The 12,970-nt window shown below is 62.7% G+C and carries 6 protein-coding genes; 3 read left to right on the top strand and 3 right to left on the bottom strand.

Features of this window, described 5'->3' with window-relative positions; all coding sequences use genetic code 11:
* Positions 1 to 35 precede the first annotated feature (35 nt).
* Both GST84_15995 and GST84_15990 read right to left on the bottom strand, forming a co-directional pair.
* On the bottom strand, positions 36 to 2,807 hold the full coding sequence (locus tag GST84_15995) for an amino acid adenylation domain-containing protein (GenBank protein ID XGB13753.1): 2,772 nt from the start codon (positions 2,805 to 2,807) through the stop codon (positions 36 to 38).
* A 206-nt stretch (positions 2,808 to 3,013) separates the two neighbouring features.
* Positions 3,014 to 3,712, bottom strand: coding sequence for a hypothetical protein (locus GST84_15990; protein ID XGB13752.1), 699 nt, complete (start codon positions 3,710 to 3,712; stop codon positions 3,014 to 3,016).
* A gap of 186 nt (positions 3,713 to 3,898) precedes the next feature.
* Between GST84_15990 and GST84_15985 the strand changes: the two genes are divergently transcribed.
* Complete coding sequence (locus GST84_15985; GenBank protein ID XGB13751.1) at positions 3,899 to 6,403, top strand: UvrD-helicase domain-containing protein; 2,505 nt, start codon at positions 3,899 to 3,901, stop codon at positions 6,401 to 6,403.
* Between the two features lie 7 nt (positions 6,404 to 6,410).
* Here the strand turns inward: GST84_15985 and GST84_15980 are convergent, their stop codons facing one another.
* On the bottom strand, positions 6,411 to 11,210 hold the full coding sequence (locus GST84_15980; protein XGB15785.1) for a hypothetical protein: 4,800 nt from the start codon (positions 11,208 to 11,210) through the stop codon (positions 6,411 to 6,413).
* Between the two features lie 273 nt (positions 11,211 to 11,483).
* Between GST84_15980 and GST84_15975 the strand changes: the two genes are divergently transcribed.
* Both GST84_15975 and GST84_15970 read left to right on the top strand, forming a co-directional pair.
* The gene (locus GST84_15975; protein XGB13750.1) at positions 11,484 to 12,410 is read left to right on the top strand and encodes an alpha/beta fold hydrolase; all 927 of its coding nucleotides are present in this window, start codon (positions 11,484 to 11,486) and stop codon (positions 12,408 to 12,410) included.
* Positions 12,411 to 12,485: 75 nt separating this feature from the next.
* The gene (locus GST84_15970) at positions 12,486 to 12,905 is read left to right on the top strand and encodes a VOC family protein (protein ID XGB13749.1); all 420 of its coding nucleotides are present in this window, start codon (positions 12,486 to 12,488) and stop codon (positions 12,903 to 12,905) included.
* Positions 12,906 to 12,970 lie beyond the last annotated feature (65 nt).

Here is a 12,970-nt window from a genome sequence, read left to right as displayed (position 1 = left end):
CAAGAGTAGCGCATGGGGTGGCGGCTCATCTTCGCTCAGGCAGAGGTGACGCGTTCAGCTGGATCGGCTTCCGGCGCCTGGTGCTGCTTGCGCCTGCGGGTAAACAGCAGACGCAACAGGGTGTTCCAGCAATAGCTCACCAGTACACCACCAGCGAGTGCCAGGGCCACCTCGAACAGCGGGTGCCTGAAAACATGCTCCGCTACCGATTCGAATTGGAAATGCGTCAAGTAAATATACAAGGTTGACGAAGCGATCACCGTACCTGCCCGTGCAACCAGGGCGGGCACTGGCACCGAGCGGAACCAGACAAGCGCCAGTATCGCTGGCAGGGCGATGTCGACATAGTGTGTCAAGGCTTGCCAGCCAACATGGGCAACCGCCATCAGGTCCAGCTCACCCACCACCAGCACGGCCACCACACTGGCCACCCATTTGCGTGAGGCCGTATCGGCATGGTGCACGGCCATGCCCAGCACCATCACCGCCAGGAAGTGCTGAGGAACCCGGTTGAGCAGGGCACTGGCATCGAATACGAACTGGTTGAGGAACACATCCAGCGCCACCAGTGCACAGGCAGCGATGATCAGCCAGCGAAACGGGTCGGCAAGCAGCACCTGGCGCACGCGCCTGATCGACAGCACCAGGCTAATGATCACGATCATCTGCACCAACACTTCGATGTACCAATAGTTGAACAGGCTGACCTCGCTGGCGGGGAACCAGTTGGAAACCAGCAGCAGCGATTGCCAGTGCAGGCGGTCGAATACCAGCTGGATCAATGCGGTGTACAGCAGTGTTGGCACCACGATGGCTGCCAGTGACGTGAGCAGCGTGCGTGCATCACCGCGCGTTTCGATGGCCTTGAGCTGAAAGCGCGCCAGGGCGATGCCAGAGACCAGGAACAGCACCGAGGTTTCGCCGACGATCATCCAGTGGTCGAACTCGCCCAGGTGGCCGACCACAATCAGGATGATGGCGAGCATGCGTATGAACACCGGCATTTCCATTACCCGCCACGTGCCCTTGGGCGGCGTACTCAGCTCGGCCAGCTGGCACACCGGCAGGGTTTCCCAACGTTCAGGCAGGTGGCCGATGAGCGCCTCGAGCACGCGCGAGGCCTGCACAAACGACAGCGAGTCGCCGCCCAGCTCGACAAAGCTCAACCTGGCGTCCAGGCGCGGCACCTGGAGGATGCGTGCCCAGGCTGTACTCAGCTTTTCGGCCAGGGGTGACAAGGGTAGGTTGATACTGTCGTCAAATGCAGCAGGCAGCGCGCGTTTGTCGACCTTGCCGTTGGGGGTGAGCGGCAGGGTATCAAGGAACACGAACAGCGCCGGTACCATGTAGTCAGGCAGCTGGCCGGCGAGCGTCTGGCGCAGTTCGTCAGCTCGGGTGGGCTGCTGTGCGACGCAATAGGCAACCAGCCGGGTCGATGCACTGTCGTGGTTGGCCAGGACCACGCATTGCCCTATGTGCGGGTGACGGCAGATGGCGTTCTCGATTTCCGCCAGCTCGATGCGATGCCCACGGATCTTCACCTGGCTGTCAGCGCGCCCCAGAAAACTGGCGCTGCCATCGGCCAGGTAGGTGCCTAGATCGCCCGTGCGATAACAGCGGTCGGCCGCGTCAGCGGTGAACGGGTTGGCGATGAATTTGGCTTCGGTCAGCCCTGGGTCGCCCCAGTAACCCCGTGACAGATAGGGGCTGCGGATCAGGATTTCGCCTGTCTCGCCCTCGCTGACCAGCTGGTTGTCTGGGTTTATCACCAGCAATTGTGCATCGGCAATGCCTTTGCCCAGGGGCACCCGGGCATTATCCATTTCCGGGTCGAGGGTGTGGAAAGCCATGGCCTGTGGGGTTTCGGTGGTGCCGTAGAAGTTCACATTGATGGCATTCGGTGCGATGGCGCGGACCTGCTGGTACTGCGTCGGGCTGAGTGCATCGCCACCCCAGAACAGGTAGCGCAGGTGGTCGAGAACCTGGCCGTTCAGGTGTGCGCCAGTTTCGATCAGCTTGCCCAGCGGCGGGGTGAGATGGATCACGCTCACACCGTGCTGGTGAAGCCAGCTGGCTAGCCGTGAGGGGTCGGTCAGGGTCGACTGCGCCGGGCAGGCAATGGTCGCGCCAAGCGACAGTGGCGTGAACACGTCCCGGTATACCGGGTCGTGGCCCAGGCCAGAAAGCAGCGAGAAGGTGTCGGCCTGGGTAAAGCCGTGCTGGCGCACATGCCAGTCGATGAAGTGCACCAGCGGTGCGTGGTGGGTAACGATGCCCTTGGGTTCACCGGTGCTGCCCGAGGTGAAGGTGATGTAGGCCGCCTGCTCAGGGCTGACAGCAGGCAGCGCGACAGGTTGGCGAGGGAAGGCCAGCAGCGCTTCAGCGGGGGCTTCAGGCACCGTGACGACCATGGGTTGGCCGACGTCGACGGTTGCCTCGGCACAGCGCAGGACCACCGCAGGCTTCAGGGTGCTGACGATTTGCTCGATACGCGCGGCAGGGTAAGCGGCGTCAGCCACAGTGAAGGCCAGGCCGGCACGCAGGCAGCCGAGCATGGCGTACACCAGGGCGGCGCTGCGGTGGGTGACGATGACTACACGATCGGTACCGCTGGCGGCGTTTTTAACCAGAAACGCGGCAATGCCCGCGCTGATCTGCTCCAGTTGGGAATAGCTGCAGATTGTGTGCTGGCCAATGATGGCAATGGCCGCCGGGCAGCGGTCGGCCTGCTTGATGAAGGCGTGGTGAATGGGTTGTTCGGCACGGTACTCCAGGCACAGCGTTGGATTCGGGCGCAGGTCCGGCATGATGATCGAGTGCTCCGCAGGAACGTTGGGCTGGCTGGTAGCACAACGCTAGTGCAGGCTGGCTGATGGCGCCAATGTTTGATGGCTACCTTGCGATAGCCGGGGCGGTCCAGGGCCGCAAGCCAGCCCCCACAAAACCCTGCTAAACCGGGTTGGTCTATGGGGGCAGCCTTGCACTGCGATATGGATTATCCCTGGCCGGATGTTCAGGCCACGTCCACGAGCACGATCTCGCTGTCCTCGATGGCGGTCACCCGCAGCACCGCTTCCTGCTCGATCGCCACGCCATCGCGCGCCTTGGCCCGCAGCCCGTTGACTTCCACCAGCCCCTTGGCCGGCACCAGGTAACCCCGGCGTGCGGCATCGAAGCGGTACTCGGCGGTTTCACCTGCCTGCAGGGTGGCAGCCACCAGGCGGGCATCGGTACGGATCTGCAGGCTGTCCTCGTCACCGGTGCGGCCGCTGGCCAGGGTCACGAAGCCTTCGCCGCGCTCGCCTTTGGGAAACGGCCGGCTACCCCACTGCGGTGCTTCACCGGTGCGCTCCGGCACAATCCAGATCTGGAAAATACGTGTGTCGATGTCCTCCAGGTTGTACTCGCTGTGCACGATGCCGGTACCGGCGCTCATTACCTGAACATCACCGGCTTCGGTGCGGCCCTTGTTGCCCAGGCTGTCCTGGTGGCTGATCGCGCCTTCACGCACATAAGTGATGATTTCCATGTCGCGGTGCGGGTGCGGCGGGAAGCCGCTGCCGGCCGCGATCAGGTCGTCGTTCCAAACCCGCAGGTTACCCCAGTGCATGCGTGCCGGGTCGTAGTACTCGGCAAACGAGAAATGGTGGTGGGCGTCGAGCCAGCCATGGTTAGCGTGGCCGAGGCTTTCGAAGGGTCGCAGTTGCAGCATGGTCGTGCTCCTTGAATCAGTGGAATGGCGCCATGATGCGCTAAAGAAACATCGAAAATAAGCGTAAATATCGGCTTAAAATAATCTATTTGGTAGATGTTTTTTCCTGCTGCGCTTTATTCGCTTCATCGCCTAATCCACTGATCTGCAAGCATTCGCTGGCGATTTTTCGTCGATGCGGCGAACATGCCTGCTGTTTTGATTTTCAACGGAGTGACCGTGGCCCACGAGCAACCCCTGGCCCCCGCCGACCTTACCCCTCCTGCCCAGTTGCCCTGGTTTCGCCGGCTGGCCGCCCGTCTGCTGGGCCGTGGCCTGACCCGCCTGCAAGCCCAGCACCGCGACTCGTGGTTCCTCGGCCACGCCACAGGCCAGCGCACTGGCCATGCCGATGGCGTGCGTGAAGGGTTCGAGCGTGGTCGGGTGGAGGGCTATGAGGCTGGGCGTCAGGTGCTGGTGATCCGCGATACGCGCCCCGACAGCGCCGCCGTGCCAGGCCAGGATGACAACTTGTTCGACGACTGGCGCCTGCCGTTGACGGCCGAGTTGAAAAAGCGCTTCAAGGCCGATGTCGCCCAGCGCCTGCCTGCCGAAGCCCAGCCCAGCCCCGCGCAATGGAAGCTGATCTTCAGTGACACCCCGTCTACCTGCGTGGTGGCCGGCGCCGGGGCAGGCAAGTCCACTTCGCTGGTGCTGCGCATCCTGCTGCTGCGTCATTACCTGGGTTACGAGCTGGATGCGATGACCGTGGTCACCTTCACCCGCGAATCGCGCAAAGACTTCATCAAGCGGCTGTTGCAGGTGTTCGCCCTGTGGCAGATCAACCTGCAGCCTGTGCAGGCCCGCGAGCTGGTGCGCACGTTCCATTCGCGCATCCTGCCGCTGGTGCGCAGCCTGCCGGGCTTCGGCCAGGTGCGTGCATTTGAAACACTGGGCCACGAGATGCCTGCCGGGCGTGAGGCCGAGGCCGACAGCAACCCGTTCGACCTGCGCCTGAACGATGCCCAGCGCCAGCAACTGAACCAGTGCTACAGCAGCTTGCTGGGCGAGAGCCCGCGTTTTGCCGAACTGGTCAGCCAGTTGCGCAGCGAAGCCTTGCAACTGAAGCCGCTGGACCCGAACAACCCCGATGTGCAGAAGCGCGCACAGGTGACCCAATTGGCGGCCCAGCGCGACGAAGAACTGTGCGACGTGATCGAGGACCTGTGGTTCGCCGCTGGCGTCTGGCCGATCAAGGGCATCGAGCCCAGCCGCGAAACGGTCGACATCCGTGGCAGCCGCTTTTATGTGCATGGCCGCCTGGAAGGCCAGGGGCCTTTGGTGGTGCTGGGTTTCGATCCCGCACAAAGTGCGCAGTACCAGCGCCCCGGCGCCAAGCTGACGGTGCGTGCCGAGTGGGCGGTCAAGCGCACGCTGCTGCAGGCGTTCTGCGACAGGCCGCTGATCTGGCTCGACAACTACGCCATGGCCAGGCGCCTGGCGGCATCGTTGGCGGGCGATGCTGTGGCCGGCCCTGGCTTTGAGTACAAGGTCAAGGGTGAACTGGCCCCGGCGCCGCTGCTGGATGCGTTCGTCAGTGCGGCCAATTTCATCGAAAACCTTGGGTTGGAGGTGAACAAAGCGGTGGCGGCGATGAGCTTCCCGTCTGGCGATAGCGATGCACTGTTCTTCGAGGCCCTGGCACTTTACTGGAAAGCCCTGGAAGCGCACCTGCTGGACCAGTCGCCACCGGTGATGAGCTACAACCGCATGTTCGCCCTGTTTGGCGAGAACAACCCGGAAAACCTGCACCTGCTGCCCGATCCGTTGCTGCGGCCGCTGGCGCACCTGATGATCGACGAGTTCCAGGACGTGTCGCCGCAGATCGTCAGCTGGTTGCGTGCCAGCCTCGCTGAAATACGGCGCCGCGGCCCGGCCATGCACACCGGGCGCCATGCCCAGCATTCGTCGTTGCTGTGCGTGGGGGACGACTGGCAATCGATCTACGGCTGGCGTGGCAGCTCGCCCAAGTATTTCATGGAGTTCACCAAGGCATTCCCGTCGCCGGCCAACACGCGGGTGATGCTGGTCGACAACTACCGATGCCAGCAGCAGGTGATCGACGCGGCCGAACACCTGGTCAAGGGCACCCCGGCGATTGCCGGCAAGAAAGCGCGCGCCAGTGGCCCGGCGGCCGAGTTGCCCAGCTCGCCGGTCAAGGTGTTCGACCGTGACGAGGCTGCATTGGGCGAAACGCTTGTCGAGCACTACCAGCGGGGAGAGACGGTCATGATGCTCTACCGCAAGGGCAGCGACAGGGCCTTGATGAACGAGCATCTGCAAAGCGTGTTGCACGCCGACGCGGCGCTGCCGGCCGACCAGCGCCGGCTGCGTCAGCTGACCTATCACAGTGCCAAGGGTTTGCAGGCCGATGCGGTGTTCATGCTGGGTGACTGCCAGTACCTGACCAGCTCACCCTACAAGAACCAGGTATACCGCCAGGCCGGGCTGGGCAAGGCAGGTGATACCCAACCGTTCGATTCGGCACAGAAGGACGAAGTGCAGCGCTTGGCCTACGTGGCGGTGACCCGCGCAGTGCGGCACTGCTATTGGCATGTGGAGGCCGCCAGCGGTGACGCCGCAGCGGCTCCAAGGGCGTCCAGCCAGGTGGATGGCAAGCAGGCCTTCTTCGAAGACCTGCGCGGGCAGTGAGTGGGGTTTAGCGGCCGATTGTTTGCGTCTGGCGGGTGAGACTGGTCAGCAGACCCGTTTCAACCTGCTGCTGCTCGGCAGTCAGCGCGTCCACGCCCTGGCGATACTGCTGCTCGTTGATCACGACGCGACGCAGAACGCCTTGAGCATCCACAGGGCTTTCAGGCATGACCGTGGCCAAGGCTCGGAGCACAGAGCTGTCCAGGGACGTGACCGGGTCGGCGGTTTCATCCAGGCAGTAATAGAGATAATCAAGGCCCGGCCGCCAAAAGTCGGTGATCAGGCTGAACTGTGCCGCATGCTCTCGTTTCAAGTACTCGGCCCAGCCCGGCTGCTGGTTCAACCATTGCTCCCGGGCGGTGGCATCCCTGTCCAGGGAAAGGACCGCAGCTTGCACCCTTTCGATGACTGTATCGTTGATTCTGGCCGTATGGCGGTACAGCATGCCTCGGCTCGGCTCAGGATAGTCCAGCGCGCTGGCCAAGGACTGGCGCAAGGCCAGGCGTACCTCGATATCGTCCACCAGCCCCGTCTGAAGTTCGCTGTCTGGAAAGGCTGAGGGATCGTCGAGCTCATCGTAAGCGGGGAGGTTTTCATCGAAGACCCCATCGAGCAGTGCCTGTTTGCGCAAGGACCTTCTCCAGCTGATGCGGTCGGCCAGTTGATTGACCTGACTGCGTCGATACAACTTGCCATACAGGCTCAGTAGATCAGCCGGTCGACTACCGGCGGCGGCTGCTGCTTCGTGGGCCAGCACTTCTATCTCCAGGGCACTGAACGCGTCGGCACCTGCGTCACCACAGGTTGGCGGGAAGTCGCCGGCCACGGTGGCGAGGCGTTCACGCAGGGCCGTGTCGTGGGCCGCGTCATCCAACAGCTTCCAGACGCGTGCCCTCAGGGCCTCGCCATCACGCTGCGCTTCGGCCGATTGGGCAAGGCGTTCGAGTACCCCCAGCAGCGCTGCGTTTTCACCTTGGTCGAACAGGTCGCTCCACAGTTGCTCCTCGGCACTGCTCGCCTCGCCACGGAAAATGCCTTGCCACAGTGGCACGTCTTCTGCGTGCTCGAATACGTTGACGCCGCTGCTGCCCAGGCGTGCACGAGTCTGGGCTTCCAGGGTGTTGTAGTTGAACAGCCAGCGGCGCTCCGGCAAGTGCGCGGCGACATCGCGGGCAAAAGGGGTACGCAGCACGCCAGGCAAGTCTGGCAGGGTACGAATGCGGTTGGACGAAAGGTTCAGATAGCGCAGTTGGTACTGGGGCTGGCTCATCAGGACTGTCAGGCTGTCGGGCCATTGCTGCAGTTCGCAACGCTCAAGTTCCAGGTGGACAAGACGCGCCATGAAGCGCAGGTCGGGCGCCAGTCGCAGTGGGTTGCCTGACAGGTGCAGTACAGTGGGGTGGATCATGTCCTGAAACTGGGCGGCAAGGCTTTCGTCGAGGGTGATTTGATTGTGGCCCAGGCCGAGGGCGTCCAGGGGCAAGCGCGTCAGGAAGCCTAAACTGTTGGTGTCGAGTTGCAGCCGGTTGCGGCTGAGCCACAGTAGCCGCAGGCCGGGCATTGCCCCGATGGCCTGTTGGGCGGTGGGTGAAAGGGTGGTCAAGCCATTGTCAGTCAGGCCCAGCTCGCGCAGCCGCGGTGCTGACCTGAGCGCCTCGAACAATGTTTCGGCATCGATGTCCGGGTTGCCGACGATTTCCAGGGTTTCCAGGTTAGGGAAGTTTGCCAGGAAGCTGCCCTCCAGGTGCCGCATCTGCAGCCCCTCGAGCCTGAGATTGCGGATATGCGGCATGCGTGCAGTGAAAGCGGGTAGCGCTTCGAGTTGCATTCGGTCCAGAACCAGTGTTTCGGCTTGCACGCCGCCTTCACGGCGCGAAGCACTCATCAGTCGCTCGGTGCATTGCTGGCGATCAAAGCGCTCTTCAAGGGTGCGGGCGGTGCTTACCCAGCGGTTGAGATCCCGGTTGAGGGTACGCTGCTCGACTTCCAGCTGGTTGATCGCGCTACCCAGGTCGCCTCCTCGAGCCAGTTCGGCTTGCAGCCCACTGATTTGCTCTCTGCTGAGTTCGGGGTAGAGCGCCCGGAGTCGACGTGCAGCCGGCAAGGCTCGTCCTTGCAGGCCACGGCCGCTCAGGGGATAGCCCAGCTGGCCGTTGGCCAACCGCAAAGGGGAGCGGAACCTGGGGTTGATGGGTTGTTGGCCGATCAGTGAGGCGCAGTGCTGGCGATCGTCAAGGGCAAGTTGCAGCAACCGGGCCGGGTCAGCCTGCGGGTGCGTGGCTTGCAGCGCCTGTTTGATGCGTAGGCTGTCGTCGTTGGCCAGGCTGGGCCTGAACAGGCCGAGGAGGGCGCGGTCAAGCCGCGCTCGAGCTTGCAGAAGGCGTGCTTCCTCGGCAATGCGCAGCGGCACCCGTCCGTTGGTCAGGCGTTCCCGTTCAGCGTTGCTGATGTTGGCAAGCAATTCTTCAAGCGCGCTGTCCGGTAGCCCGGGAAACTGCCGGGCGAGGGTTTGTGCGATTGGCGGGCGTGTGGGACGGCGTCTTTGGTGCAGGCTCTCGAACAGCGCCTTGCGATGCTGTTCCAGGTGTTGCGCGAGCTTGTTGTTCAGTGCGGACGCTCGGTGCTCGGTTGGTGTGTCACCGAGCAACTGCTCAATGGCGTCTTCATCCATCTGATCCAGCACGGTCTGGCTCAACTGGCCATTGTCCAGATCGGTTCGGGTAACCTCGATTTCTACTTGGCCCAGCGTGTCAGGAGGGCCGTAGCGCACCGATTCGCCCCAGGGCTCTGGCCCTTGGTAAACCTTCAGCACCTTCCCCTCGGGCCACCCCGGCAGGCGCAGCAACTCGGGCAAGGCAAAGTTCTTGTACGCAGCTAGCGGCAACCCATGGCGTACACAGTTGATGATTTGTTGTGTCTGATTGTCCAGTTGCAACCGCTGCAGCGTGTCGAGCAACAAGGCGGGTGGACGCAGGCCCGCTGCCTGGGCGCGTCGCAGTACGTCTGGATCGGTACCGGTACTGCGCATGGCATGGTCCAGTTCGCTGTCGTCCAGGCCTGCGCCATGGCTGCCGAGGCGGCGCGCGAGCTGTTCGCGGTCCCATTCCAGAGGCTGTTCATGGGCCAGTTGCCAGCGGGCATCACCATGATGCAGCAAACGTGGGGCATAGGCCTGCGCATCCTCTGGGTGGCGCACGCGCCACTGCTGATCAGCGTCCTGAAACACCTCGTACAGGGTCCCATCCAGCTTCAGGTAGGTCTTCCCGTCGACGTGCACATGGCCGAGCAAATCGGGTTGAGCCCCCTCAGGAATAGCCACCGTGCTCGCATAGGGTTTCATGTCGGGGTGCCAAAGCACTTCCTTGTCTTCATGCCACACACTCTTCAAAGCATCTACAAAGCCAGAGGCCTGGACAACCCTGGCGCCCGCTGCAAAGCCGGCAATCACCCCCGCGTTGATGGCCAACGATTCCAGCTGTGCCAGTGCCTGACGGGTATCTCCTTCTTCCCAGGCCTCGAACCCGGTGAAAACCGAGCTCATCAGGTCGTAAGCAAAAACGCCTAGCATGACCGTGTTCAGCCCCGGCACGAAGAACGCGGCGACATTCAGCACGTTCATACCCAGGTCGAACCAGTACTTCAGGCGCTCGTGGCGGGCGTTGGCGTCGACTTCGGCGGTAGGGACTGCAATGGTTTTTGCGTCGGCCTTCATGCGCGCAAGGTGTGCGTTGTACAAGGTCGCCCAAGGGTCGATTCTGATTGGCGAGAGCGTGAAAGGGATCACTGGCATGATTCGGGGTTTGCGTATGCCCGCTTCATTCTCTTCGAACAGCGCGATTTCCAGCTTTCCGGCGAGTTCTTTTTGCCTGTCCTTGTAGGCGAAATGCACCAAGGCTCGACGAAACTCGCTTTGCAATAGCCGACTGCGCAGGTGCTTGCCCGCTTCCTGACGAGAAGCGAACTCCCTTATCGGGTGCTCTCTGTCGCCAGGGATATACACGATGCAGGGGTTCTGGCGGTAAGGGTTGTCTGGCCCAATGAACAGTACTTCGTGGACGGGGACATCGAAGAGGTTGAAGTTCCAGCAATGCAACGCCTCGTTGTCATAGGTGGGGTGAGGGCTGCCGTCGCACAGTTGCGCAAGCGCATCGAGCCCGGCCTTGCTCAGCAGGCCTTTGAGCTTGGCGATCAATGCCTGGACCCTCAACGTCTCACGGTTCGCTGCAATCGACAGGCGCTGGATCTCAGCGCGATTGGCGCCTTCATGGGTTGCAAGCAGATGGTCTTGATAGCGTTTGCCAAGGTCCAGCGCCCGACAATGCCTGACGAAGTCCGCCATCGTCAGGCCTGCCAGGGGGGTGTCGCTGCCTGCGGCGTTGGTGAGCCTGCTGTAGGGGCCGACTTCGTCCAGCCCCTCGAAGTTGTGCAGGGCAGCCTCCAGCAAGCTGCGTGTTTGCGGCTGGCCTGCCGGGCGAGTAGCCAGCACATCCGCATCCACGTCCGGGACCAAAGGTGTTTCCACATCGGGAACGCCGACCCAGATGTTGGCCTCTGACTCAAAGGGCTGGAACACATACTGCGCCCTGTCTACGGGCACATTCACCCCCAACCGCTCGGTCAGCAGAGGGCCGCAGAACGCAATGATGTCCTTGAACTCGCCCAGCGCCTGCTTGACTTGCGCCAGCCGTTTGTTACGGGTTTGCAACGCGTTGTGCAACTGCTCGCGCGTTGGCTCATCGGCAGTGGCATACCACGCGTAAGGGCTGCCATCTTCATCGAGATACTCCTTGTACAGGCTCTGCACCACTTTGCGTGTATGCGTGGGTTGGAGCGCCTTGCTCCATTTCGGTAACGATCGGGTTATCTGGCTTTGATGCAACGGTGTCGGGGTTGTCATGGTAACCATCTCTTTTGTGGAGTGAGATAGTCCACGCTGATCAAGGCGTCGGTGTGCGGTAGATAGTTGTTTGGCAGCGGTCGGTCCTGCGCATGTGCGGGTCGGTGAGGGGCTGGCAGCGAGGGAGGATCTGCGAGAGGGTGGGACAGGTCATGGTGCAGGCCTCAGCCAAGGAGAATTGCAATGCGTTCGCTGTGCAGTCCGAAAGACCACCTGCTAGACCTCGATGGTATTGAAATAGCGGTCCGCACCTGGGGGCAAGAAGACGGTATTCCCATATTGGCCTTGCATGGCTGGCTAGATAACGCTGCCTCGTTCGAGCGCCTGGCACCGATGCTGGACGGCTGCTTCGTGGTGGCCCCCGACCTGATCGGCCATGGCCGTTCTGGCCATCGTCGCCACGACAGTGGCTATTACCTGTGGGAGCATGCCGAAGACATGTTGGCGGTGACCGACAGCCTGGGCCTGGCGCAATTTCATGTGCTGGCCCATGGTATGGGCACCGGTATAGCGTCGCTGCTGGCGGCCATGACCAGTGGCATTGCCAGCATGACCTTCCTCGACGGCATGGGTGCACCGTTCACGGTGGCCGAGGATGACCGCGTGCAGCACCTGGCGCGGGCCTACCGGCTCAAGCGCATGGTACAGCGCAGCCAGTTGCCGGGTTTTGCCGAGCCCGATGTCGGTCGCTTCGACGACCTGGACACCGCTTTGGCACAACGCCGCGAGCGTCTGGACACCGAACTGTCGGAAGATGCCGCTCGGCTGCTGGCGCTGCGCGACCTGCTTCAGCTGGGCGATGGCTATTGCTGGCGCCACGACCCGCGCCTGGTATTGCCCGAGCCCATGCCACTGACCGAGCGCGAAGCATGCGACCTGCTCAGCCAGATCCGCTGCCCGTTGTACCTGCTGTTCGGCCGCCAGGGGGCGTTCACCGGCGAGGCCTTTACCCGGCGTCAGGCCGCCTTGCCCAGCCACGCGAAAGTCTCCTGGCACCCAGGCGGGCACCACTTCCACCTGGATGCGCCAGACCGGGCGCTGGTCGACCAACTGCTGCGTATCCTGACGCGCCATGAAGGGGGTGTACTGCAACGCTTGGTGAACGAATAGCTGATTCTGGTCACGCCGCGTGAACCTGCGCTATGGTGGCGCACGCTTTTGCAAACACGCCACAAGGAGCCTGGCATGCGACCGTTCACCATCAAGCAAATCGACCACCTTGTGTTGCGGGTCCGCGACCTGCCGCGCAGTGTTGCCTTTTACACCGAGCTGCTCGGCTGCACGGTCAGCCGCGTGCGCGAAGACCTGGGCATGGTGCATTTGGCCACGGGCGCGGCGATGATCGACCTGGTGACCCTGGACGGGCCGCTGGGGCAGCCAGGTGGGGCTGCACCGGGGGTGGAGGGGCGCAACCTGCACCATTTCTGCCTGCGCATCGAGCCGTTCGACGAGGCCGCGTTGACGGCCTATCTGGAAGCCGCCGGGGTAAAGGTGGAGCCTGCCGAGAAGCGTTATGGTGCCGAAGGCGAGGGGCTTTCGCTGTACTGCTATGACCCGGATGGTAATCAGGTCGAGTTGAAGGGGCCGGTAACGTCTGGCGGGTGAAACCGCCCTCGCCAGAATCGCGGACCAGATATCGCCCAATACTCGGTGCTGCCGTGTCGTCCAGG

This window comes from Pseudomonas putida (assembly GCA_041879295.1).
Taxonomy (GTDB): domain Bacteria; phylum Pseudomonadota; class Gammaproteobacteria; order Pseudomonadales; family Pseudomonadaceae; genus Aquipseudomonas; species Aquipseudomonas putida_Y.
This window is presented reverse-complemented; position numbering and strand designations above follow the sequence as displayed.

Bases quoted from the DNA above. Each gene is read 5' to 3' on its own strand.
- GST84_15995 (XGB13753.1), bottom strand. From the start codon at position 2,807: ATGCCGGACCTGCGCCCGAATCCAACGCTGTGCCTGGAGTACCGTGCC.
- GST84_15990 (XGB13752.1), bottom strand. From the start codon at position 3,712: ATGCTGCAACTGCGACCCTTCGAAAGCCTCGGCCACGCTAACCATGGC.
- GST84_15985 (XGB13751.1), top strand. From the start codon at position 3,899: ATGCCTGCTGTTTTGATTTTCAACGGAGTGACCGTGGCCCACGAGCAA.
- GST84_15975 (XGB13750.1), top strand. From the start codon at position 11,484: ATGCGTTCGCTGTGCAGTCCGAAAGACCACCTGCTAGACCTCGATGGT.
- GST84_15970 (XGB13749.1), top strand. From the start codon at position 12,486: ATGCGACCGTTCACCATCAAGCAAATCGACCACCTTGTGTTGCGGGTC.